General features: G+C 69.5%; 17 protein-coding genes. 12 read left to right on the top strand and 5 right to left on the bottom strand.

From position 1 onward, the window contains the following. Positions 1-28 precede the first annotated feature (28 nt). The 5 genes from IEW34_RS12130 to IEW34_RS12110 all read left to right on the top strand — a co-directional run bounded on the left by IEW34_RS12130 (position 29) and on the right by IEW34_RS12110 (position 5,848). A complete protein-coding gene (locus IEW34_RS12130) occupies positions 29-1,408 on the top strand; it encodes an acetyl-CoA carboxylase biotin carboxylase subunit (RefSeq protein WP_188609449.1) in 1,380 nt (459 codons plus the stop codon). Positions 1,409-1,541: 133 nt separating this feature from the next. Then, a complete protein-coding gene (locus IEW34_RS12125) occupies positions 1,542-2,492 on the top strand; it encodes a hydroxymethylglutaryl-CoA lyase (protein WP_188609448.1) in 951 nt (316 codons plus the stop codon). Next, positions 2,492-3,598: an alkene reductase gene (locus tag IEW34_RS12120; RefSeq protein ID WP_188609447.1), complete on the top strand. Its 1,107-nt coding sequence runs from the start codon at positions 2,492-2,494 to the stop codon at positions 3,596-3,598. The genes IEW34_RS12125 and IEW34_RS12120 overlap by 1 nt, the downstream gene beginning before the upstream one ends. 214 nt (positions 3,599-3,812) lie before the next feature. Continuing rightward, on the top strand, positions 3,813-4,526 hold the full coding sequence (locus IEW34_RS12115; RefSeq protein ID WP_188609446.1) for a TetR/AcrR family transcriptional regulator: 714 nt from the start codon (positions 3,813-3,815) through the stop codon (positions 4,524-4,526). Positions 4,527-4,669: 143 nt separating this feature from the next. Next, the gene (locus tag IEW34_RS12110; RefSeq protein ID WP_188609445.1) at positions 4,670-5,848 is read left to right on the top strand and encodes an epoxide hydrolase family protein; all 1,179 of its coding nucleotides are present in this window, start codon (positions 4,670-4,672) and stop codon (positions 5,846-5,848) included. Between the two features lie 80 nt (positions 5,849-5,928). On the opposite strand, the gene IEW34_RS12105 is transcribed toward IEW34_RS12110, so the two are convergent. The 5 genes from IEW34_RS12105 to IEW34_RS12085 form a co-directional block, all read right to left on the bottom strand. Beyond that, on the bottom strand, positions 5,929-7,359 hold the full coding sequence (locus tag IEW34_RS12105; protein WP_188609444.1) for a DUF1254 domain-containing protein: 1,431 nt from the start codon (positions 7,357-7,359) through the stop codon (positions 5,929-5,931). Between the two features lie 185 nt (positions 7,360-7,544). Then, complete coding sequence (locus tag IEW34_RS12100) at positions 7,545-7,901, bottom strand: HdeA/HdeB family chaperone (protein ID WP_188609443.1); 357 nt, start codon at positions 7,899-7,901, stop codon at positions 7,545-7,547. Positions 7,902-8,059: 158 nt separating this feature from the next. Beyond that, positions 8,060-9,037: an AraC family transcriptional regulator gene (locus IEW34_RS12095; RefSeq protein ID WP_188609442.1), complete on the bottom strand. Its 978-nt coding sequence runs from the start codon at positions 9,035-9,037 to the stop codon at positions 8,060-8,062. A gap of 287 nt (positions 9,038-9,324) precedes the next feature. After that, entirely contained in the window at positions 9,325-9,861 is a 537-nt protein-coding gene (locus IEW34_RS12090; protein WP_188609441.1) for an NUDIX hydrolase, read from the bottom strand. 137 nt (positions 9,862-9,998) lie between these two features. Next, positions 9,999-10,820 (bottom strand): IclR family transcriptional regulator, encoded by an 822-nt coding sequence (locus IEW34_RS12085; protein WP_188609440.1) that lies wholly within the window; start codon positions 10,818-10,820, stop codon positions 9,999-10,001. A gap of 121 nt (positions 10,821-10,941) precedes the next feature. Here IEW34_RS12085 and IEW34_RS12080 point away from each other — a divergent pair, with 121 nt between their 5' ends. The 7 genes from IEW34_RS12080 to IEW34_RS12050 all read left to right on the top strand — a co-directional run. Further along, positions 10,942-12,627 carry an FAD-dependent oxidoreductase gene (locus tag IEW34_RS12080; RefSeq protein ID WP_188609439.1) on the top strand — a complete coding sequence of 562 codons (1,686 nt, stop codon included), beginning with the start codon at positions 10,942-10,944 and terminating at the stop codon, positions 12,625-12,627. Positions 12,628-12,634: 7 nt separating this feature from the next. Further along, complete coding sequence (locus IEW34_RS12075) at positions 12,635-12,862, top strand: DUF2783 domain-containing protein (RefSeq protein WP_188609438.1); 228 nt, start codon at positions 12,635-12,637, stop codon at positions 12,860-12,862. Between the two features lie 22 nt (positions 12,863-12,884). Further along, positions 12,885-13,517, top strand: coding sequence for a maleylacetoacetate isomerase (gene maiA, locus IEW34_RS12070; protein ID WP_188609437.1), 633 nt, complete (start codon positions 12,885-12,887; stop codon positions 13,515-13,517). 32 nt (positions 13,518-13,549) lie between these two features. Then, complete coding sequence (locus IEW34_RS12065) at positions 13,550-14,530, top strand: MBL fold metallo-hydrolase (protein WP_188609436.1); 981 nt, start codon at positions 13,550-13,552, stop codon at positions 14,528-14,530. A gap of 15 nt (positions 14,531-14,545) precedes the next feature. Next, a complete protein-coding gene (gene hmgA / locus IEW34_RS12060; protein ID WP_188609435.1) occupies positions 14,546-15,895 on the top strand; it encodes a homogentisate 1,2-dioxygenase in 1,350 nt (449 codons plus the stop codon). Between the two features lie 2 nt (positions 15,896-15,897). Then, entirely contained in the window at positions 15,898-17,208 is a 1,311-nt protein-coding gene (fahA, locus tag IEW34_RS12055; protein ID WP_188609434.1) for a fumarylacetoacetase, read from the top strand. Positions 17,209-17,608: 400 nt separating this feature from the next. Further along, positions 17,609-23,944, top strand: a 6,336-nt coding sequence (locus tag IEW34_RS12050) for an autotransporter outer membrane beta-barrel domain-containing protein (protein WP_188609433.1), incomplete at its 3' end; no start/stop codon positions are given.

The raw sequence follows: 23,944 nt of genomic DNA, 5'->3' as shown, positions 1-23,944 counted from the left end.
AACAATTGTAAGTTAACGGATCAATCCCATGCACAAGCTGCTCGTCGCCAACCGAGGCGAGATCGCCTGCCGGATCCTGTCGTCGGCGCGGTCGATCGGCCTCGCCACCGTCGCCGTCTATTCCGACACCGATGCGGAGGCCCCGCACGTCGCCCTGGCCGACGAGGCCCGCCGGGTAGGGCCTGCGCGCGCCCAGCAATCATATCTCGACCAGGATGCGATCCTGGCCGCCGCCCGCGACACGGGGGCGACGCTCATCCATCCGGGCTACGGCTTTTTGGCGGAGAACGCCGGCTTTGCGGCCCGCTGCGGTCGCGAAGGCCTCGTCTTCGTCGGGCCGCGGCCCGAGACGATCGCCGCGATGGGCGACAAGGAGCAGGCGCGGGCCCTCGCCCGCGCGGCGGGCGTTCCGGTGCTGCCGGGGACCGACAAGCTGCCGCCGGACGAGGCGACGGTCGCCGCCGCGGCGGCCAGCATCGGCTTTCCCCTGCTGATCAAGGCCGCGGCGGGCGGCGGCGGCATCGGCATGCGGCTCGTGGAGACGCCGGAGGCGCTCGCGGCCGGCATCGCCGCCACGCGTGGCCTGGCCGAGCGGGCGTTCGGCAGCGGCGCGGTCTATCTCGAGCGCTACGTGCGGCGCGCCCGGCACGTGGAGGTGCAGGTGTTCGGCTTCGGCGACGGTCGGGCCGTGCATCTGTTCGACCGTGACTGCTCGCTGCAGCGCCGCCACCAGAAAGTGATCGAAGAGGCTCTGGCGCCCGGCCTCGGCGAGACCACCCGCGCCGCCATGGCGCAGGTCTCCGTCGACCTAGCCGGCTCCTGCGCCTACGACGGCGCCGGCACCATCGAATTTCTCTACGACGACGACACCGGCGGCTTCTTCTTCCTGGAGATGAACACCCGTATCCAGGTGGAGCACGGCACCACCGAGCTCGTCACCGGCGTCGACCTGGTGGCGGCCCAGTTGCGCCATGCCATCGGCGAGGACGTCGCCGCCGAGCTCACGCAGGACCAGATCCGCCACGACGGTCACGCCGTCGAGGCGCGCGTCTATGCCGAGGATCCCGCGCGGCGCTTCATGCCGTCGCCCGGCACCATCACCGGCCTCGTGCTGCCGCACGGACCGGGCGTGCGTGTCGACACCGGCTGCCGCGCGGGCTCGGTCGTCACGCCCTTCTACGACCCGATGATCATGAAGGTGATGGCGCACGCCGCCTCGCGCGATGAGGCCATCGACCGGCTGATCGGCGCGCTCGGCGATCTGCGCATCGACGGACTGACGACCAACGTCGGCTGGCTCAGGGCCGTGCTCGACCACCCCGCCTTCCGTGCCGGCCGCTTGAGCACCGATTTCCTCACGGCCCATCAAGCCGAGATCGAGCAGCAACAGGCCCGGCAGGCGGCCTAGAGCGTTTTCGAGCGAAGTGGACGCCGGTTCGCGTGAAGAAAACGCGACAAATCAAACAGATTGAGCATTTCGGCGATTCGAAGAACGCGGAAATGCTCTAGGCGGCCTGCCGCCCCGAGCCAAGGAACGCATCATGTCCGATCTTCCCAAAGCCGTGCGGATCCACGAGGAGGGCCCGCGCGAAGGCTTCCAGATCGAGCGGGCCTCGATCGCCACCGCCGACAAGGTGCGCTTCATCGAGGCGCTGGCCGAGACCGGCGTGCCGCAGATCGACTGCATCTCCTACGTCAATCCCGAACGGGTGCCGGGCATGCGCGATGCCGAGGCGGTGGCGGCGGCCATCCGGCGGCGCCCCGGGGTGCGCTACACCGGGCTCTGGCTCAACACCCGCGGGCTGGAGCGGGCCTTGCGTGCACCGCTCGATCTGGTGGGGGCCATCCGGGTGACGGCTTCGGAGACGTTCAGTCTCAAGAACACCGGCATGACCATCGAACAGACCTTCGCCGAACAGCGGCGCTGGCTGGCGATCTACCGCGAGCATGGCATCGCCACCGAGTGGGGCTATGTGATGACGGCCTTCGGCTGCAATTTCGAACGCGAGGTGCCGATCGCTCAGGTGCTGCGCATGGTCGCCGGCTTGCTCGATTTGGCGAACGAGCATGGCATCGGGCTGAAGGGCGTCTACCTCGCCGACACCGTCGGGCACGGCACGCCGCTCTCCATGGAGCGGCGCATCGGTGCCGTGCGCGAGCGCTGGCCCGACCTGAGATTGGGGCTGCACCTGCACGACACCCGCGGCACCGGCATGGCCAACGCCTATGCCGCCCTGCGGCTCGGCGTCGACCAGTTCGACAGCTCCTGCGCCGGGCTCGGCGGCTGCCCGTTTGCCGGGCACAAGGGGGCGGCCGGCAACATCTGCACCGAGGATCTCGTCTACATGTGCCACGAGATGGGCATCGCCACGGGCATCGACCTCGCCAAGCTGGCCGCCTGTGCGCAGATGGCCGAGACGATCGTCGGCCACCCCCTCCCCGGCAAGGTGATGCGCTCGGGCGCCGCAGCCGCCGCCGGCTCGCAGCACTGATGGCCGCCGCCGCGTCGCGACTGTTCGAGCCGATCGAGGTCGGTGCCTGGACGCTGCGCAACCGGATGGCGATGGCACCCCTCACCCGCTCGCGGGCGGACAGCGAAGGGCTGCCGTCGGATCTGCATGCCACCTACTACGGCCAGCGGGCCGGCGCCGGCCTGATCGTCGCCGAGGCAACCCAGATCAGCCCGGAGGGCCAGGGCTATCTGCGCACGCCCGGCATCTACAGCGAAGCCCAGATCGGGGCGTGGCGTCGGGTGACGGATGCCGTGCACCGGGGCGGCGGCACGATCGTGCTCCAGCTCTGGCATGTGGGGCGCATCGCCCACCCGGCCAACCGCATCGTCGCCGCCCCGCCCGTCGGACCTTCGCCGATCGCGGCCGCCGGCACCATCTTCACCCCGGACGGCCTCGTGCCCTTCCCCACACCGCGCGCACTGGCGACCGACGTATGCGCGCGCGTGGCGGACGACTATGCGGCGGCGGCCCGCAATGCCCTGCGGGCCGGCTTCGATGGCGTCGAGATCCACGGCGCCAACGGCTACCTGCTGGATGCCTTCCTGCACGACGGCTCCAACCGCCGCGACGATCGCTACGGCGGCTCCGTCGAAAACCGGACGCGGCTGCTGGTCGAGGTCGTGGAGGCCGTGGCGGCGGCCATCGGGGCGGACCGCACCGGCGCACGCCTGTCGCCGTTCGGCTCGTTCAACGATGCCAGCGACAGCGACCCGGCGGCGCTATTCGACCACGTCATCCGGCGCCTGGACCGGCTCGACATCGCCTATCTTCACGTCATCAAGCCGGAGGTGTCAGGCGACCGAAGCGCCGGCCCGGACGGCAGCGTTGTCGACGTGCCGCGCTTTGCACGCCAGCGCTTCGCCGGCCGGCTGATCGTGGCCGGCGGCTACGACAAGGCCGCGGCTGAACGCGAGCTGGCCGCCGGAACCGCCGATCTCGTCGCCTTCGGCCGGGCGTTCATCGCCAATCCGGATCTGCCGGAGCGCCTCAAGGTCGGCGCCGCGCTCACCGCCGCGGACCGGACGACCTTCTACACGCCCGGTCCCAAGGGCTACATCGACTACCCCGCCCTCGGCGGGGCGTGAATGGCTCTGGTGTGCATACGCGTGGCCACGAGCGCAGGGCGAGGCCACCAGCGGTGGCCCGTGGACAGCGCCGCGCACCCTGCGCTACAGGAGGACGAGGGCTGCCGCGGTGCGCGGTCGCCAGGCCCCACGCGGCGCGGCGGGCAGCTGGCGGCGCGGCGCCTTTTTTGGCTTCAGCAGATGCAGGCTACATTCCGGAGAGCGATTCTCGCACGTGCCGACGAACATCTCGCCGTGCAAAGACAGAGGACAGTTGATGCGGCGGGTCGGGTTTCGCAGGGAAACTACTGCTAAGCTAATTCGCCAGGCGGCGGTTTCGATGATCGCGCAGTATGGCTTCAAGGCCGCCAGCTTGCGCAAGGTTGCCGAAGAAGTCGGCATCCAGGCGGGTTCGCTCTACAATTACATCAGCAGCAAGGACGAATTTCTGTTCAACCTGCTGAAGGAGCATCTCGAGCTGATGCTGGCCGACTTCGAGCGAGAGTGCGTCGGGATTGCCGACGTGTCGCAGCGGCTGAGCAAATTCATCGAGCTGCATATCCGATTCCACACCGAGCAGCAGGAGGAGGTCATCATCGGAAACCTCGAGCTGCGCAGCTTGTCGCCCGCCGACCGCGCCGTGATCACCGGCATGCGCGACCGCTATTCGGCGATCCTCACCGATCTCATCAGGCAGGGCGTCGACGAAGGCCTGTTCAAGGCCGAGGATCCGCGCGTCACCACCTTCGCCGTGCTCTCGCTGCTGTCCGGCGTCTGCTACTGGTACCGCGAGGACGGCCGTGTCTCGCAAGCCGACCTCATCAAGCTGCACGTGGACATGGTGTTCCGGCTCCTGGGTGTCGGCGCGGCTCAGGATGCCGCCCCGCAACCGACGGCCCGCCCCAGAAAGCCGGTGTATGTCCGCCGCCGGCGCTACGGCGAGCGCTAGGCCCGTCCGGGATCGGACGGACCCTTCGGATTAAGCGAAGAGCTCCAGGTCTTGCGTCGGGCGCGAAGGGCGCCACGGCGGCGACGGACCGGCGATCATGGGCTAAGCTGCCGCGACGCCATCGACCGACAGCGGACACCTCCATGAGCCTCGCCACTTCGACCACCCCTTTCCGGATCGCCGTGCCCGACGCCGATCTCGCCGCCATTCGCGAGCGGGTGCGCGCCTACGACTGGTCGGCGCTGCCGGACGCGGGCGGCTGGAGCGCCGGCACCGACCTCGCCTTCATGCGCGACATCGCCGCCTATTGGCTCGACGGCTACGACTGGCGCGCCGAGGAGACGAAGCTCAACCGCTTCGCGCAGTTCAAGGCCAAGGCCGACGGGCTCGACGTGCATTTCATCCATGTCCGCGGCTCGGCTGGCCCCGACGGGCGCAAGCCGCTGCCGCTGCTGCTGAGCCACGGCTGGCCCGGCTCGTTCTTCGAGTTCCTGCATATCATTGAGCCCCTGGCCCATCCCGAGCGCTTCGGCGGGGATGTCGCCGACGCCTTCGACGTGATCGTGCCGTCGCTGCCCGGCTACGGCTTCTCCGGTCGGCCCGAGCGGCCCATCGGGCCGCGCCGGATCGCCGTCTGCTTCAACGCGTTGATGACCGACGTGCTCGGCTACGACCGCTACATCGCCCAGGGCGGCGACTGGGGATCGTCCATCTCCGGCTGGCTCGGCTACGACCACGAGGCGTGCATTGGCGTGCACCTCAACATGGTGCCGGCGCTCAGCCCGCTGATGAAGCCGGACAGCGAGGAGGAGAAGGCCTATGCCCAGCGCATGCGCACCAGCATGGACGCGGAGGCCGCCTATCTGCGCCTGCAGGGCACCAAGCCGCAGACGCTGGCTTTCGGTCTGATGGACAGTCCGGTCGGTGTCGCCGCCTGGATCATCGAGAAGTTCGCCGCCTGGTCCGACCTGCCGCGCGCAGCAGACGGCAGCCCGGACCTGCTGGCGTGCTACAGCCGCGACCAGTTGCTCACCAACGTCATGATCTATCTGGTGACCAAGAGCTTCGCCACCGCCGCCTGGCTCTACCGCGGCCGCCTGCTGGAAAGCCCCAACCGCCTGCCCGCGGGCCGGGTGGAGACGCCCACCGGCGTCGCCGCCTTCCCCGAGCCGGTGTATCCGCCGCCGCCGCGGAGCCTCGCCGCCAAGGGCTACAACCTCGTTCGCTGGACCGACATGCCGCGTGGCGGCCACTTCGCGGCGCTGGAGGAGCCTGATCTGCTCATGGGCGAGATCCGCGCTTTCGCCCGCACCCTGCGCTGACCCACGCGCGGCATCGCCCGGCCGGCAGCGAAAGGGGCTCGCCTGGAGCCCCTCTCTCAGTCGATCACCGGCTCCGTCGGTCAGCTGACCTTCTTGACCGGCGGTATTGTCCACGAGCCGTCGATGATCGAGGGGGCGGTCTCCTCCGGCCAGTACATGCGCAACATCAGCAGGAATTTGCCTGCAGGTGCCGGCAACCAGTTCGACTCCTTGTCGGGGCCGGGCGAGTCCTTCTGGATGTAGAGGTCCACCGAGCCGTCCGCATTCGGCTTCAAGTCCTGGCGGGGGCTGACCGAGTAGCGGTTGATCGGGTTGGCGACGAAGAAATACTTGCTGTCATACATGGTCAGCGACCAGAAACCCTCCACGGGCGGCAACTGGCCCTTGGCGAAGTGCATGACGTATTTGCTGGACCCGTCGTAGTCCTCACCAGTGGCCGCCTTGAGCGACGTCGGATAGACCGCATCCTGCGGCCGGTTGGCGCCGAGGCCGATCGCCGTAATCAAGGCTCGCATGAGATAGTCGGTGCCGTAGAGGCCCGTCTTAGTCGTGAAGTTCCAGCCGTTGATGTGCTGAACGGCGTCGTTCACCTTGAACTGGAGCATGATGCGATCGAAGGCGATCGAGGGAACGCGTCGCACAAAGTCGGCCTTGAGCTTGGACTTGTCGAAGTCTTGGCCCGGGACGAGGCCGATTTTGGCGAAGCGCCCAACGGCCGCGGCGTCCGACCATGACGGGGGATTGTCCTTCATGAGCTGCGCAAGCAGCGTGAAGTACTCCACCGCATCCATGCGGTTGACCTGTTCGCGAACGGCCGTCTTCATGTCGATCGAGGCATCGACCTTGCCCGGCGAAGGCGTGTAGTCCTTGCCGTACGCGCTCAGCGGCGTCACCTTGAACTGATCCTGGAGGGCATGAACCGCCGCGTAGTCCTCCGGCGTCCCGGTGCAATAGATGCGGCCGAGGAGCCATACGATACTGGTCGGCGACTTATACTGCCGCACGCCGGCGGGAAGCGTGCCGGACCAGCCGGGCCCGGTGACGGCGAAGGTCTGGGCGCCGGTACCGGTGGTGCGCGAGCCCGGCACGTCGAAGACGGTCGTCCAGCCGTCAAGCATCGGCAGCAGGAAGTAGCGTCCCTTCATGTCGGGCACGCTCACCACCCACGGCTCCTTGCTGACGTCGAACCACGTCGTCGTATAGAGCGTGTCGGCATTCGGCGCCGTCACGTCCCGAAACGAGGCATCCGGATAGTGCCGCATCTTGACCAACTGCCCCATGGGGGCCCGCGTGCCCTCCGGCGCAGCCACATTGGTCATGACACGCCGGGTCATCTCCATGGTGACCAGCGGGTAGCCGAAGATATAAGCGTCCGTGGCCAGCCAGAAATCATCGAGCCCTTCGCCCAGGTCCGCCAGGTCGGCGCCCCAATCGGCCCGGGCGGCCCCGCCGATGCCGCCAGCCAGAACTCCGAGGCTGCCGAGCATGGCCATACGACGCGTGATGTTCATCGTTCCCTCCTGAAGCGCTCTGCCCGAACGCGGGCGGGCGACATTACCCTCAAGCCCAGGCTGAAGTAATCGTGAAAATCGCAGGTGTACTTGCACGACGCGCGGCGGAGCACGCGGGTCGACCGCCGCCGCGCTCGCGGCAGAGCCGCGCTTCGGCCGGTGGCGCGGCTCAAGTCAGGCGCTTGCTATCTCATCTCGATGCCGAGCTTGGCGCGCTCATCCTTGAAGACGTGGGCGATGGCCTCGATGATCTTTTTGTCTCGGTTTGCCTTGCAGTAAACGATGACCTCGTGCTCGATCAGCTTGCCCTTGCGGATATCGGCATAGTGCTTGTGCGCCAGGCCGTTGTACCAACCACTGTACCAGGTGGTCAGGGCATCGGCATCCTCCTGATAGGTATCGGCGAGTTGGGCGCACGTCAGTGTCTGCACGTCGAGGAACCCGTTGGCGTCGGCATAGGACGCGAGAGGGACTGGCGCCTGCGCGGCGGCCACCGATACGGTCGCGAGGAACAGGGCAGCGGACAGCAGCGATCGGCTCATTCTCGAACATCCTCCACTTGGCGAGCACACTGGCCGCCAATGCGACAGTCCGAGCCGCCGCGTTTGACGGATTTTGCCGGAAGCTTGACGGAGCGGGCCCGCGAGCGGAACCGTCCGGGGAATTTTCGTTTGCGTCTCGTGGCGCCGACGGCCGAACGTCAGCCGGCAGCCATCCCGCCGGAGGAGCGCGCGTAGCGGAGCCGCCACTCGCGCGGCGTCATTCCGGACCAGCCCTTGAAGGCCCGGCTGAAGGCGCTGGCCTCCGAAAATCTGACGATCGCCCCGATCTCGGTCGCGCTCATCGCCGTGCTCCCGAGGAGATGACGGGCCAGATCGAACCGGACCTCATCGGCGATACGCTTGAAGGTGGTGCCCTCGGCCGTCAGCCGGCGCGCGAATGTCCGGCGGCTCATGCCGAGCATCCGGCAGATCTCATCGAGCGAGCCCAGGCTCGTCAGCAGCGCCGCGCGCAGCAACCGCCGCGTTTGCTCCGAAACATTGTCGACTTCTTCGCGCTCCAGAAGCTCGACCTGCTCCTCCAGCATTCGTCGCAGCGCCGGGTCGGCCCGGGGGATCGGCGTGGCGAGGCAGCTCTCGGGAAAATAGAGGGCGTCGCGATCGGAGCCGAAGGTGACCGGAGCGTCGAAAAACCGCTCGTATCGAGCCGGTGACGCCGGGCGCGGCCGCGTCAAGGTGACTTCCAGCAGCGTCCACTGCGCCCCGCACAGTGCCCGCATGATGTTGAGCGCCGTCGCAAGGGCGCCGTCATGGATCTGCGCCGTCGCCGGCAGATGAGGCTCGTGGATGGCATATCCGAGACATGCGGTGCCGTGCTCGACCACGAGGAACGGCGCTGCCCCGCGGTCATGATGGTGGAGGTAGCCCACGAGATCGGTCAAAGCCGTCCGCACGTCCGGAGCCTGCTGGAGCAGAAAGCCGACGAGACCGAGATTGGAGGCGGAGGCGGCTTCGCAGACGAGGAGGCCGAAGTCGTCCCGCGCGACGGCGGCCGCGCAGCGCGAAATGAGTCCGCAGAAGGTCACGAATGGCAGCGCATGGTCCGGATCCGAGAAGACGTCCTCGGCAACGCCTTCCGCCGCCAGCAGAGGGCCAAGATCGACTCCGAACGAAGCCAACACGTCCGGAACCTTGATCGCCACCCCGACGCGAATGTGCCCCGGCGGCAGGCGCCGACCAAGCCCTGCTCGGAATGGCCGCGAAATAGGTCGCTCCGGCGCGTTCATGATGGTCTTCGTCTTGACTCTGGGGGCGCGAGCCCGATGTCGCGACATGTCTAGGATCCGGCAGAAAGCGTCAAGCCCACGTTGCCGCGATGCGATCTTGGTCCTGCATTCATGGCTGCGGCAGCGTCGACCACAGGCGGCGGCGCCCGTGCGACGAAAAGGCGAGAGCCGCCGAAGACTCAAGCGGTGGGTGGACCGCTGGGCTCCTTGGTCGTTCCGTGGTGGACGACCCCGATCCGCTCAGAGCGAGATCCGTTACTTCGACCGCGCGCTGGGGATGGCTTCGACGACTTGGGCTTGCCCCGCTTCCCGGCAAACTCCTTGGCGAACTGACGGATCAAAGTGCTCAGGTCCGGCTCGTCGATCAGAAGGGCCGCATCGTCGGGCGGAAACCAGCGCATGCGGCGATCCTTCATGTCGCGCCAGCGCTTGCGGAGCCTGGTGACGGCAAGGGGGTAGACGGCGACCTCACACAGCTCGTAATGGCCCTTTCCGCGCTTCCAGTAGCTGTAGACCCCGATGGGCTGCTTGCCGACTTTGCCCTTGAGGCCGGCCTCGCGGCGCGCCCGTTTGGCGGCGGCGGCGTGCTCCTTCTTTTTCTTCTTCGGCCAGCCCTTGGGAATGATCGCCCGTCGCGTCTCCTTGGACGTGATCAGGAGGATCTTGACGCCCCTCTTCCTATGGTAAGGTAGCGCTGCAACCTGCCGCTTCTGCATCCGCGAGCCTGATCCCTTCGCCTGCCACGTGCGACGGGCGGCATACCTCACATGCCGCAGCCGACGCGCGCAGCACACGCTGCCGCGTGGCTACCATGATCTGCCAACAATGAAAGCTTGTGACTGCCGGGGACGCTTCACCGCCCGTGCAGGTCGGCCCCGAGGGATCGCACCGCCCCGGTCATCAGCGCGGCGACCGGTCCTTGCGGTGAGACGTCGAGGCGACCGACGCGCGCGAACACGGTGAGCGCCAGGCGCATCCGGCCGGCGGCGTCGAACACCGGGGCCGAGACCGCCGCCAACCCGCCGTCGCCTTCGGCGGCGACGGTGGCGAAGCCCTGGGCGCGAATGGCATCGGTCAGGCGCTCGAGTTCCGTCCGGCTCGTCGGCGCACCGCGACGGCCGACGGACCGGCTCTGCGCCAGCTCGCGGCCGATCAGTGGCGCCAGCCGTTCGGCCTCGCCGAAGGCGCAATAAACGAGCCCGGCGGCCGAGAAGGTGAGCGCACAGACGTGTCCGAGCGGCACCGTGCTGGCGAGCTCGTGGCGAGCTTCCACCAGCCGCACCAGGGTGGGCCCGTGGCTGCCCCAGACCGCGGCCGCCGCGGTCTCGCCCGTCGCTTCGACGATGGCGTTGAGCGTGCGCTCGGCGCGCTTGAGCACGTCCGAGCGGCCGAGCGCAACGACGCCGGCCCGCAAGGCCAGCGGCCCGAAATCGTAGCGGCTGGTGGCCGGATCCTGCTCGACCAGGCCGGCGCGGACGAGGCTGACGAGATAGCGGTGCGCCTTGGCCGACGGCAGGCCGGCGGCGCGCGCCAGATCGGCGAGCCGCGCCGGCCCGGTCGTCTCCGACAACGCCCGCAGCAGATCGCCGGCGACCTCCACGGAGTTGACGCCGCCCTTGGCCGCCGGCCCGGCCGCATTCCGCACCGGCACGACGTCCGCGACCGCACTTGACATCGCTTACTCTCCCGGATCAATCTTACGCATAGAAGACTATATTACGCATTATGTAGCAAGCGCGAATTGAGGCCGGCCGCGGACAACGGCCGGATCCGTGCCGCGGCCGGGGAAACGCACCATGAGGAGCGCAGTGTCCGCGCCCGACTACCGCAACCTGACATTCGCTTACGCTCGCTCGCCCGACCAGGACGCGCCGCGGCCCGCCCGCCATCCGGTGGTCGTTGTCGGCGGCGGGCCGGTGGGCCTCACCGCAGCCATCGATCTGGCCCGGCAAGGCATCCCGGTCCTGCTCCTCGACGAGGACGACCGCTTGTCGACCGGCTCGCGCGCCATCTGCTTCGCCAAGCGCACGCTGGAGATCTTCGACCGGCTCGGCTGCGGCCAGCGGATGGTCGACAAGGGCGTCACCTGGAATCTCGGCAAGGTCTTCTTCCGCGACGAGCCCGTCTACAGCTTCAACCTCCAGCCGGACGCCGGTCACCAGCGGCCGGCCTTCATCAATCTGCAGCAGTATGTCGTGGAAGGCTACCTGCTGGAGCGCGCGGCCGAGTTCGCCAACCTGGAGATCCGCTGGAAGAACAGGGTGACGGGCGTCTGCCAGGACGATGATGGCGTCACGCTCGAGATCGCCACGCCGGAGGGCGATTATCGCCTGCGCTGCGACTGGCTCATCGCCGCCGACGGCGCGCGCAGCGCCATCCGCGGCCATATCGGCCAGAAGAGCTCCGGCCAGACCTTCCGCGACCGTTTCCTCATCGCCGACGTGCGCATGACGGCCGACCTGCCGACCGAGCGCTGGTTCTGGTTCGATCCGCCCTTCCACCGCGGCCAGTCGGTGCTGCTGCACCGGCAGCCCGACGACATCTGGCGCATCGACTTCCAGCTCGGGTGGGACGCCGACCCCGAGATCGAGCGCGACCCGGAGCGGGTGATTGCGCGGGTGCAGGCACTCTTGGGCCCCGACGCCGCGTTCGAGCTGGACTGGGTGAGCGTCTACACCTTCTCGTGCCTGCGCATGGACCGCTTCCGGCACGGCCGCGTGCTGTTCGCCGGCGACAGCGCCCACGGCGTGTCGCCCTTCGGCGCCCGCGGCGCCAACGGCGGCATACAGGACGCCGATAACCTGGCCTGGAAGCTCGCCCTCGTGCTGCGCGGCCTGGCGCCGGAGACACTGCTCGACAGTTACGACGGCGAGCGCATCGCCGCCGCGGACGAGAACATCCTCAATTCGACCCGCAGCACCGATTTCATCACCCCGAAGAACGAGGCGAGCCTCGCGTTCCGCGACGCCACGCTGGAGCTCGCCCGGGACTGCGGCTTCGCACGGCGGCTGGTGAACAGCGGCAGGCTATCGACACCCAGCACCTATCGCGGCTCGCCGCTCAGCAGCGCTGACACGGGCCCGTTCAGCGGGGCGATGGAGCCCGGCGCCCCGGCCGCGGACGCGCCGGTGCGCACGGCAGGGCGGGACGCTTGGCTGCTGCGTGAGACCGGCAGCGGCTTCACCGGGCTCTACTTCAGCCCCGATGCGCCGCCGGCCGAGACGCTGCGGGCGCTCCGGGCCGCGGCCGGCGGCGCGCTGCCGCTCGCCATCCTGGTGTTGACGCCGGCCGGCGCCCAGGTGCCGGCGCTGGACGGCATGACCGTGCTGGAGGATGCCGCCGGTCTCGCGGCCGACCGCTACGACGCCCGGCCCGGGACGTTCTATCTGCTGCGGCCCGATCAGCACGTCTGTGCGCGCTGGCGGCAGTTCCATGGCGAAGCCGTACAGGCGGCGCTGGCGCGCGCCACCGGACAGGGGTGAAGAGGCCATGCTGACCACCGAGCTCAACATTGCCGATCCCGACGGCTTCTACGAAGCGCTGATCGGCCTCCATCGCGACCTGACGGCCGAACAGAGCCGGCTGGTGAACGCCAAGCTCGTCCTGCTGCTCGCCAACCACGTCGGCGACCGGACCGTGCTCGACGAAGCCATGGCGCTGGCACGGCGCGGCCTCGTCCCGAGTGGCGAGGACCGCGCCATGCACGCCGTCGCCTGATGCGAAGGGAGCGGAGACGGCCATGATCCTGCACGGCTACTATCGCTCGACGGCGGCCTGGCGCGTGCGGATCGCGCTCAACCTGAAGGGGGTCGCGACCGGACACGCCTTCCATCACCTGCGCCACGGTGGCCAGCGGGCGCCGGCCTATGCACGGCTCAATCCGCAATGCCTGGTGCCGGCGCTCGAGCTCGGCGACGGCGCCGTGCTCACCCAGTCGCTGGCCATCTGCGAGTGGCTCGAGGAAACCCATCCCGATCCGCCATTGCTGCCGGGCGACGCCTGGCAGCGCGCCCGCATCCGCGCCTTCGCGCACGCCATCGCCTGCGACATCCATCCCGTGCAGAACCTCAAGGTGCAGGAGCGCCTGCGCGCGCTCGACGTCGCCGATGCGGAGGTCACCGGCTGGGCGAGCTGGGTCATCGGCGAGGGGCTCGACGCCTGCCAGGCGCTGCTCGCCGGCGCCCCGGGGCCGTTCTGCTTCGGCGCGGCGCCGACGCTGGCGGACCTCTGCCTGGTGCCGCAGCTGTACAACGCCCGCCGCTTCGGCTGCGAGCTGTCGCACCTTGCGCGCCTGCTGGCGGCCGAGACCGCCTGCAACGCGCTTGCCCCCTTCGCCGCCGCCGCGCCGGACCGGCAGCCGGACGCGGAGTAGATCCGGCTCCGGCTGCCCTGAAAGGACCGACCATGTCAGGTTTCGCCAGCACCGCCGACCTTGCCGACAAGCAGGTCTCGTTCGAAGAGCTCGGGCCCGGCCTCTACGGCTATACGGCAGAGGGTGACCCCAATTCCGGCGTCGTCATCGGCGACGACAGCGTGCTGGTGGTCGATGCCCAGGCCACGCCCGCCATGGCCCAGGACGTGCTGGCGCGCATCGGTGCCGTCACCGACAAGCCGGTGCGGCACGTGGTGCTGAGCCACTACCACGCGGTGCGCGTCCTCGGCGCCTCGGCCTACGGGGACGCCACGATCATCGCCTCCGACGCCACCCGCGACCTCATCGTCGAGCGCGGCCAGCAGGACATGGACAGCGAGATTGGCCGCTTCCCGCGCCTGTTCCGCGGCAAGGAGAGCATCCCCGGCCTCACCTGGCCCACCCTCGTCTTCCACAAGCGTATGACCCTCTGGCTGGGCGACCGCGAAGTCCAGATCATCCACATCGGCCGCAGCCATACGGCGGGCGACACCGTGGTGTGGCTGCCCAAGGAAAAGGTGCTGTTCGCCGGCGACACCGTCGAGTTCGGCGCCACGCCCTATTGCGGCGACGCCCACTTCACCGACTGGCCGGCCACGCTCGCCGCGGTCAAGGCGCTCGGCGCCGAGCGGCTGGTGCCCGGGCGCGGGCGCAGCCTGATCGGCCGTGCCGAAGTCGACGAGGCGATCGCCGGCACGGCCGCCTTCACCTCTGACCTCTTCGCCATCGCCAAGGCGGGGGTGGCCAAGGGCGCTTCGCTCAACCAGATCTACGACGTGGCCATGGAGGCCATGCGGCCCAAGTATGGGCACTGGGTCATCTTCGACCATTGCATGCCCTTCGACGTGAGCCGCGCCGTCGACGAGGCCAAGGGCATCGAGCACCCGCGCATCTGGACGGCCGAGCGCGACGTCGAGATGTGGCAGGCGCTCGAGGAGGCCAAGGCGGCCAAACCCGCCGAGGCGCGATCGTAAGTGCTGGAGGCCCCCATGAACGTCACCGTGCGCCCCGCTTTCGCCGCCGGCTCGGCGGCCGGCGGCAATGACCTCGAATACCTGTCGGGCTTCGGCAATGGCTTCGAGACGGAGGCGCTGCCCGGCGCCCTGCCGATCGGCCGCAACTCGCCGCAGCGTTGCCCCTACGGCCTCTATGCCGAGCAACTGTCGGGCTCGCCGTTCACGGCACCGCGCACCACCAACGAGCGCTCATGGCTCTACCGGATCCGGCCGACGGTCGCCCACTGGGGCGAGTTCCGCAAGGTCGACAAGGGCCTCTGGCGCACGGCGCCGGCGGCCGAGGTGGACACCCCGATCGCGCCGCTGCGCTGGGATCCCTTCCCCATCCCCAACGAGGCGCTAAGCTTCATCGACGCCGTGCGGACCATTACGACCGCCGGCGACGCCGGCAGCCACGCCGGCATGGGCGCGCACGTCTACCTGGTGACGCGCTCCATGGAGAACGACTATTTCTACAATGCCGACGGCGAGATGCTGTTCGTGCCGCAGGAGGGCGAGCTGCGGCTCGCTACCGAGTTCGGCCGCATCGACATCGAGCCCGGCGAGATCGCCGTCATCCCGCGCGGCGTCAAACTGCGCGTCGAGCTCAAGCGCGGCCCGGCGCGCGGCTACATCTGCGAGAACTACGGCGGCGCCTTCACCTTGCCCGAGCGCGGCCCCATCGGCGCCAACTGCCTGGCCAACCAGCGCGATTTCCTGACACCCGTCGCCGCCTACGAGGACCGGGACGCCCCCTCGCGCCTGTTCGTGAAATGGAGCGGCGCGCTATGGGCTGCCGACATCGCGCATTCGCCGCTCGACGTCGTCGCCTGGCACGGCAACTATTACCCCTACAAATACGACCTGCGCCGCTATTCGCCGGTCGGACCGGTCCTCTACGACCACGCCGACCCGTCCATCTTCACGGTGCTGACGTCGCCGTCGGAGACGCCCGGCACCGCCAACGTCGACTTCGTCGTCTTCTGCGACCGCTGGCTGGTGGCGGAGAATACCTTCCGGCCCCCCTGGTACCACATGAACGTGATGAGCGAGTTCATGGGGCTGGTCTACGGCCAATACGACGCCAAGCCCCACGGCTTCGTGCCGGGCGGCATCTCGCTGCACAACACACTGCTGCCGCACGGGCCCGACGTGGAGGCCTTCGAGAAGGCGAGCTCCGTCGAGCTCAAGCCGCACAAGCTGGAGGGCACGATGGCCTTCATGTTCGAGACGCGCTTTCCCCAGCGGGTGACGGCGTTCGCGGCCAACGCCGCCGAGCGGCAGACGGGCTATGGCCGCTACGGCCAGGAGCTGCGCAAGACCTTCGATCCGACCCGGCCCTGACCATGGCTCAGATCGACGAGACCCACGATCCGGGCCGCCGCAGCTGGGTGGCGTCGGCCGACGGCCATCCGGACTTCCCTGTGCAGAACCTGCCGCTCGGCATCTTCACGCCCCCGGACGACAGCGGCCCGCGGGCCGGCGTCGCCATCGGCGACAGTATCCTCGACCTTGAGGCCCTGGCCGACACCGGGCTGCTCTCCGGTGAGACGGCGCGCGCCGCGCAGGCGGCCGCCGGCGCGGCCCTGAACGGGCTCTTCGCCCTCGGCGCCGGGCCGCGGCGGGCGCTACGGGCGCGCCTGAGCGAGCTCCTGACCGACGGCAGCGGTGCCGCCGACCAGTTGCGGCCCCTGCTGCATGAGGCCGCCCCTTGCACGCTGCATCTGCCAGCCCGCGTCGGCGACTACACCGACTTTTACGTCGGCATCCATCACGCCACCAACGTCGGCAGGGTGTTCCGCCCGGACAACCCGCTGCTGCCGAACTACAAATACGTGCCGATCGGCTATCACGGGCGCACCTCCTCGCTGGTGCCGTCAGGGACCGCACTGCATCGGCCCCACGGCCAGCGCAAGGCGCCGGACGAGGCCGCACCAAGCTTCGGCCCCTGCCGCAACCTGGACTTCGAGCTGGAGCTCGGCATCTGGATCGGCCCCGGCAATGCCCTGGGCTCGCCCATTCCCGTTGCCGAGGCCGGCGAGCACATCGCCGGCTTCTGCCTGCTCAACGACTGGTCGGCGCGCGACATCCAGGCCTGGGAATACCAGCCGCTCGGGCCCTTCCTGGCCAAGAACTTCGGCAGCACACTGTCGCCCTGGGTGATCACGCCCGAGGCGCTCGCCCCGTTCCGCACAGCGCAACCGCCGCGCCCCGCGAGCGATCCGGCGCCACTGCCTTACCTTGCCGACGCGGATGACCAGCAGACCGGGGCGCTGGCCCTCGATCTCGAGGTTTATCTGACGACGCCCCTGCTGCGCGAGAGCGGCCACGCGCCGGTCCGCCTGAGCCAGAGCAGCACCCGCCACATGTATTGGACGGCGGCGCAGCTGGTGGCCCACCAGACCAGCAACGGCTGCAACCTCCGGCCCGGGGATTTCCTCGGCTCCGGCACGATCTCGGCCCCGGAGCCGACGGGGCTGGGGAGCCTGCTGGAGATGACCCAGGGCGGCAGGGCACCGATGCGCCTCGTCACCGGCGAGGAGCGCCGCTACCTGGAGGATGGGGACGAGGTGATCCTGCGCGCTCACGCGCGCCGTGACGGCTTCGTACCGATCGGCTTCGGCGAGTGTTGCGGCATGGTGCTCGCCGCACGCTAGAGCGCTTCGAGCGAAGCGGACGCCGGTGCGCGTGAAGAAAAGGCGGTAAAACAAATAGATAGTGCATTTTCGCGATTCTAAGAAACGCGGAAATGCTCTAACGGCAGCCGCGTTGAGCTGATCGAATGCGTCCATCCGGACCGAGATCCGCTGTCGGTGGCCCCAGCGACGAGGTTGCTCGGACAGCTGCGGAATTTGCTGTCGTCCGGTAGGAACACCGGGCGCCAGGAGCTGCACTATTAGATTTTGCCGGCAAATACGCCGCTTCATCGAGCTCTGCTGCCGGTTCATCGACTTCGCGTTGACCTGCCCGAAACCATGTTGCTACCGCCCGGTGTGGGGAACCAGGGCGGCTGTCGCGCGCGGCTTCGCGTTCCTGGTAGCATGGGGGCATCACGACATGACGAACGTCCTTGCGAGCCGCAGGGCGCGGCGCCTGGAGATCGGCGCCGGTCGCGCCGGCCTGCTGTCGTCCGCGTCGCTGGCAGCGCTTCTGGCGGCGGCACCCGCCTTCGCACAGTCCGCGAACTGCTCGACGCCCTCGTCGTCCCACGCGTCGTGCACCATCGGCTCAGGCACCTATACGTCGTCATCCCCGCTCCAGGGCGAGGGCGACGGCTCGGGCGACCGCGGCCCCGATTACACGCTCACCAACAACGGCACGTTCAGCATCTCCAGCAGCCAATGGTGGGGGCTCTACCTCACCAGCACCGGCCACGACGGCTCGTCGAGCGACGCCGACGGCGGCGACGGCGGCAATCTGGTGGTCACCAACAATGGCAGCATCGCCATCGGCGGCACGTCGAGCGACGCGATCTACGGCCTCTACGTCCGCAGTCACGGCGGCGACGGCAAGGAGCCCGACGACAACGGTGCCGATGGCGGACGCGGTGGCGATGGCGGCCACATCGGCGACGGCGCCAGCGGTGATGCGGCCCTCGCCGTCAAAGTCGTCAACAACGGCTCGGTGAGCATCACCCAGCGCCTGCCCGACGGCGGCGTCGGCATCTTCGCCGAAGCCCGGGCGGGCCAGGGCGGCGACCAGAACGATGCCATCACGGGCAACCAGAAGGGCGGCAACAGCGGCGACGCCAAGGACATCTCGCTGACCAATGCGGGCGATGTGAACCTGGGTAGTGCCGGCAGCTTCCTCGCCGGCAACAGCTTCGCCTACGGCATCGCGGCGCAGTCGCGCGGCAACGAGGGCGGCGACGACAACGGCGCCGGCGGCACCGGCGGCAACATCACCATCGGCAACACCGGCACGGTGGGGGTCTACTGGAACGGCGGCGACGGCACGCCCGGCGGCGTGCGTGGCATCTATGCCCTGAGCTCGGGCGGGGACGGCACCGATTCCGAGGATCCCAGCGATGGCGGCGGCAAGGGCGAAGCCGGCTATCAGGTGCAAGTTACCTCGTCGGGCAACATCACGGTGCAATCGCAGAGCCCGGTCGCCGGCCTCTCCGGCGGCATCGTGGCGATCAGCCAGGGCGGCGACGGCGGCAAGGGCCCGAACAGCAACAAGGGCGGCAACGGCGGCAACGCCGGCGACACCTCCGGTGGCGGCTCCGGCCTGACCAGCATCCTGCTGCAGGGAAGCGGCGTCGTCAGCGCCGTCGGCGACAACGTGGCGGGGGTCGTCGTACGCAGCAAGGGTGGTGCCGGCGGCGATGGCGAGGATGGCGATCGCAACAGCTCCGGCGGCAACGGCGGAGACGGCGGTGCCGTCCAGGTCACGATGCTCGACAGCGCCTCCATCGCAACGAATGGCGCCGCCGGCTATGGCGTGCTCGGCCAGAGTGTCGGCGGGTCCGGGGGCGACGGTGGCGACAACACCGCCCTCGTCGGCCAGACCGGCGGCGGTGGCTACGGCGGTAACGGCGGCAGCGTCAGCTTCGGCTCGACCAGCGACACCACGATCACCACGATCACCACGCACGGTAACTTCTCGTCGGCGATCGCCCTGCATTCGATCGGCGGCGGCGGCGGCACCGGCGGCGACTTCGTGGCCATCCTGGGCGGCAGCGGCGGCAACGGCGGCAACGGCGGCGATGGCGGCGCCGTCAGTGTCGGCAGCAGCGGGCTGATCCAGACCTACGGGGCCGTGTCCCACGGCATTCTCGCCCAATCGGTCGCGGGCAGCGGCGGCACCGGCGACATCCCCGTCGGCGTGATCCTCGAACTGGGCGGCGACGGCGGCAGTGGCGGCAACGGCGGGGCGGTCGACGTCAGCAACTTCGGCACGATCCTGACCCGAGGGTTTGGCTCCCGCGGCATCGTCGCCCAGTCGATCAGCGGTGGCGGTGGCGATGCGGGCACGCTCGGCGGTGGCAAGCTGACCATCGGCGGCTCGGCGGGCGGCGGCGGCGATGCCGGCGACGTCACGGTGGTTCACAGCGGCGCGATGCAGACCGGCGGCGACGCCGCCACCGGCATCCTGGCCCAGTCCATCGGCGGCGGTGGCGGCAGCGGCGCCGGCACCTTCGGCATCATCTCCGTCGGCAGCGACGGCGGCGCCGGCGGCAATGGCGGCAACGTCGATGTCGGCCTCGCCGGCAGCGTCGTCACCTCGGGTGCCTGGGCGAACGGCGTGACCGCCCAATCGATCGGCGCTGGCGGTGGCGATGGCGGCAACACGCTCGACTTCAGCGTCCTCATTCCCGCCGTCGGCGTCGGTGGCAGCGGCGGCAGCGCCGGCAACGGCAACGACGTCAGGGTCGGCAACATCGATCCCGCCAGCGGCGCCGGCACCGGCACGCCTTACATCGCAACCTCGGGCGAGCACGCCTACGGCATTCTGGCTCAGTCGATCGGCGGCGGCGGCGGCAGCGGCGGCAACGCCATCGGCGCCGGCGTCCTCAATTTCCTGAGTTTGCAGATCGGCGGCGACAGCAGTGGCGGCGGCGACGGCAACGACGTCCGGGTCGGGTTCAAGAACCTGACCATCCTCACCCAGAATTCCGATTCCATCGGCATCGCCGCCCAATCGATCGGCGGCGGCGGCGGGGTCGGCGGCTCGGCCTACGCCGCCGATGCCAATCTCGTCTTTTCATCCGGGGTGGCCCTGGGTGGCAAGGGCGGCGGTGGCGGTGCGGCCGATACGGTCACCGTCGATCTCACCGACAGCGCGATCACCACCGGCCAGTCCTCCGACCCCGCCGCAGAGATCTCCGACTCGATCGGTGTCCTCGCACAATCGGTGGGTGGCGGCGGAGGCACCGGCGGGCGCGCCATGGCGGCGGCGATCGCCCAGTCGATTCCCGTCTATGTGCCTGTCTCGCTGACGGCCACCGTCTCGGTCGGCGGTAGCGGCGGCGGCGGCGGCAACGGCGACAACGTCGACGTCAACTTGCGCGGCAACACGTCCGTCTCAACCTATGGCGACGGCTCGCACGGCATCGTCGCTCAATCCATCGGCGGCGGCGGCGGCTACGCCAAGAATGCCTGGACTTACGCCATGACCTCCGGCCTCGGCGCCGGCGTCTTCGGCGGCGACCTGTCGGTCGCAGTCGGCGGTGATGGCGGCGAGGGCGGCAACGGCGCCCAGGCGAACGTGAACCTGTACGACCAGGCGGCGGTGACCACGACGGGGAACCAGGCCCACGCCATCCTCGCCCAGTCGATCGGCGGCGGCGGCGGCAACGGCGGCGTCGCCAAGGCGAAGGCCTCCGGTTCCTTCGGCTTTTCGGCCCTGACGGGTAAGATCGGTGTCGGCGGGTTCGGCGGCGGCGGCGGCGACGGCGGCGACACCACGGTGACGGCCGGGGTGGACACGCAGATCGCGACCAGCGGCGCCACCTCCTACGGCATCGTGGCCCAGTCGATTGGCGGCGGCGGCGGCACCTCGACGGGCATGTCGGCCGGCTTCACCGAGAAGGTCGGCTTCGGGGAGACGATCACCGTGTCGATCTCGGACACGGTGACCGTCGGGCTGACCGGCGGCGAGGGCGGCAAGGGCGGCACGACGAAGGTCACGACGGCGGGCCAACTCGCCACCACCGGGGCCGGCTCGATCGGCGTGGTTGCCCAGTCGATCGGCGGCGGCGGCGGCATCGGCGGCTCGGTGGTCGGCAATGCCATCGCCGGCAGCAACATCCTTTCGGCGCTCGACATCATCTGGCAAAATTACGACTTCACGGTCAGCATCGGCGGCAGCGGTGGCCAGGGCGGCGACGGCGGCGAGGTCGAAGTGACCCACGCCGGCACCATTTCGACCCAAGGCCATCACGCCATCGGGCTGCTGGCGCAATCGATCGGCGGCGGCGGCGGCTTGGGCGGCACCTCGACGATCAGCGATGCCAAGACCACGGCGTCGCTGAACGAGGTCGTCGGCGGTTCCGGCGGCGACGGCGGTCGGGGCGGCGCGGTGACCGCCAATTTCGACAGCAACAACAACAACAGGATCGAGACCGCGGGCCGGCTCGCGCACGGCGTGGTGCTGCAATCGATCGGCGGCGGCGGCGGCATGGCCGGGGATGGCTCCACGAGCGCCAGCGGGCGCCTCGTCATCGGCGCCACGGGAGGGGGCGCCTCGGGAGACGGCAATCGTGGCGGCACAGTCTCGGCAACCGGCTGGCTCAACGCCTACACCCACGGCACGGATGCGATGGGTCTCGTCGCGCAATCGATCGGCGGCGGCGGCGGCATCGGCTCCCAAAGTGCCAGCAACGACATCGACAACCAGCTCGGCGTCGCGCTGAACCTGGTGGTCGGCGGCAGCGGCGGCGCCGGCGGTGACGGCGGCGACGTCTCGATTGCCAGCGGCTTCAATCTCGCGACGGACGGAAAGCGTGCGCACGCCATTGTGGCGCAGTCGATCGGCGGCGGCGGCGGCATGGCGACGGTCGGCGACCGCGGCAACATCCTGTCACTTGCCCTCGGCGGCGCCGGCGGAGTGGGAGGGGACGGCGGCACCGTCAACGTCGCCCCGACCGCCGGAACATACATCACCACGACGGGAGCCGGCGCCTACGGCATCATCGCCCAGTCGATCGGCGGCGGCGGCGGCCTGGGCGGCGATACCAGCGGTCCCCTGGCCTTCGACCGGCCGGGAGCCGGCGGTGTCTCGCACGGCGGCGGCGGCACAGTCGGCGTCAGCTTCGACGGCACCATCCAGGTGTCCGGCACCAACGCGATCGGCGTGTTCGCCCAATCGGTCGGCGGCGGCGGCGGCCTCGGCGGCGACGCCGGCGGCGCCTTCGCCGGATCGACCGGCAACGGCGGTAGCGGGACGGGCGGCAACGTCACAGTGAACCAGAGCGGCGCGGTCTATGCGCTCGGGTCCGGAGGCGTCGGCATCTTTGCCCAGAGCCAAGGGCCCAGCGGCAACGGCCAGGTGCAGGTCGACGTCGCCGGAACGGTGAAGGGCGCGAGCGACGGCAGCGGTGCCGGCGTGCTCGTCTCCGCCGGCCGCAACAACGCGCTCACGGTGCAGTCGTCGGGCTATGTCAGCGGCAACGGCGGCGCCGCCGTCCGCTACGTGGGCGATCGCTCCACCGCCGCCGGCAGCGTGCTCGACGTCTACAACTACGGCACCATCGACGGCGACGTGCTGCTCAACAACACCGACAGCAACGCCGCCGGCACCGTCTACAACTACTCCAACAACACGCTGAACGCCCGCCTGGTGGAAGGCAACGTCGTCAACACCGGCACCGTCGTCATCGGCGGCCGCGACACCGTCGGCACAACCCGCATCACCGGCAACTTCGCCCAGAGCCGCGACGGTACGCTGCGCCTCGATGCCGACTTCGGCGCCGGCCGCATCGACCATCTGAGCGTCGCCGGCAATGCCGAGCTCGACGGCCGCGTCGACGTGCGCACCGGCAACCTGCTGCCGCGCCGCCTGGCCTTCCTCGACGTCGGCGGCATCGCCTCCGGCACCCTCACCGGCATCAGCCGCAACGTCTTCGACTTCAATGTGGCCCGGGAGGGCAATTCCTACACGCTGGCGGTCGATGCCACCTTCAACCGGCCCGAATTCGGCTTGGGGGGCGGCGACGGCCAGGTCGCCGGCCACCTCCAGCAGATCTGGAACGCCGGCGGCGGGGCCTTCGGACCGGTGTTCGCGGCATTGGCCGCGGCCGACCTCGGCGCCTACACCGGCGTGCTCGGCGCACTGCGCTCGGAGACCATCAACGCCCCTGCCGCCGAGAACGTGGCGCTGACCCAGCAGCGCCTCGACCGGGCCATGAGCTGCCCGGTGTTCCAGACCGGCACCGCCTCGCTGCGCGAGGGCGAGTGCCTGTGGGGCCAGGCCGGCGGCCAGCGCTTCAACCAGGGCCGCTTCGACGGCGCCGGCGGCTACAACGACACGGTCTACACCTATGCCCTGGGCGGCCAGAAGCGGATCGCCCCCAACTGGTTCCTGGGCTTCGCGGCCGCCTACGAGGACAGCCGCATCGCCGATGCCACCGGCAGCCGCGTCAAGATCGACGGCCAGAGCGGCTCGGCCGGCCTCAGCCTGAAGTACGAGATCGGCAACTGGCTGTTCGCCGCCGCCGTCTCCGGCAACTACGGCAGCTTCGACAGCACCCGCATCGCCAGCTTCGCCGGCATCGGCGGCGTCGCCTTCGGCACGCAGAACCTCTACGGCTTGGGCGGCCGCCTGCGCGCCGCCTACACCTGGGACCTGGGCGGGTTCTATGTGAGACCCTTCGTCGACGCCGACCTCGTCTACACCAACGCCGGGTCCTACAACGAGATCGGCGCCGGCCTGTTCGACCGGCAGGTCGCC

Source organism: Chelatococcus reniformis (assembly GCF_014640075.1).
Taxonomy (GTDB): domain Bacteria; phylum Pseudomonadota; class Alphaproteobacteria; order Rhizobiales; family Beijerinckiaceae; genus Camelimonas; species Camelimonas reniformis.
The sequence above is the reverse complement of the archived record's forward strand: the minus strand, read 5'-3'. Positions and strand labels throughout refer to the sequence as shown.

What these genes read in the sequence shown, in the direction of transcription:
- IEW34_RS12130 (WP_188609449.1), top strand. Translation starts at nt 29, where the DNA reads ATGCACAAGCTGCTCGTCGCCAACCGAGGCGAGATCGCCTGCCGGATC.
- IEW34_RS12125 (WP_188609448.1), top strand. Translation starts at nt 1,542, where the DNA reads ATGTCCGATCTTCCCAAAGCCGTGCGGATCCACGAGGAGGGCCCGCGC.
- IEW34_RS12120 (WP_188609447.1), top strand. Translation starts at nt 2,492, where the DNA reads ATGGCCGCCGCCGCGTCGCGACTGTTCGAGCCGATCGAGGTCGGTGCC.
- IEW34_RS12110 (WP_188609445.1), top strand. Translation starts at nt 4,670, where the DNA reads ATGAGCCTCGCCACTTCGACCACCCCTTTCCGGATCGCCGTGCCCGAC.
- IEW34_RS12105 (WP_188609444.1), bottom strand. Translation starts at nt 7,359, where the DNA reads ATGAACATCACGCGTCGTATGGCCATGCTCGGCAGCCTCGGAGTTCTG.
- IEW34_RS12100 (WP_188609443.1), bottom strand. Translation starts at nt 7,901, where the DNA reads ATGAGCCGATCGCTGCTGTCCGCTGCCCTGTTCCTCGCGACCGTATCG.
- IEW34_RS12090 (WP_188609441.1), bottom strand. Translation starts at nt 9,861, where the DNA reads ATGCAGAAGCGGCAGGTTGCAGCGCTACCTTACCATAGGAAGAGGGGC.
- IEW34_RS12085 (WP_188609440.1), bottom strand. Translation starts at nt 10,820, where the DNA reads ATGTCAAGTGCGGTCGCGGACGTCGTGCCGGTGCGGAATGCGGCCGGG.
- IEW34_RS12080 (WP_188609439.1), top strand. Translation starts at nt 10,942, where the DNA reads ATGAGGAGCGCAGTGTCCGCGCCCGACTACCGCAACCTGACATTCGCT.
- IEW34_RS12075 (WP_188609438.1), top strand. Translation starts at nt 12,635, where the DNA reads ATGCTGACCACCGAGCTCAACATTGCCGATCCCGACGGCTTCTACGAA.
- maiA (WP_188609437.1), top strand. Translation starts at nt 12,885, where the DNA reads ATGATCCTGCACGGCTACTATCGCTCGACGGCGGCCTGGCGCGTGCGG.
- IEW34_RS12065 (WP_188609436.1), top strand. Translation starts at nt 13,550, where the DNA reads ATGTCAGGTTTCGCCAGCACCGCCGACCTTGCCGACAAGCAGGTCTCG.
- hmgA (WP_188609435.1), top strand. Translation starts at nt 14,546, where the DNA reads ATGAACGTCACCGTGCGCCCCGCTTTCGCCGCCGGCTCGGCGGCCGGC.
- fahA (WP_188609434.1), top strand. Translation starts at nt 15,898, where the DNA reads ATGGCTCAGATCGACGAGACCCACGATCCGGGCCGCCGCAGCTGGGTG.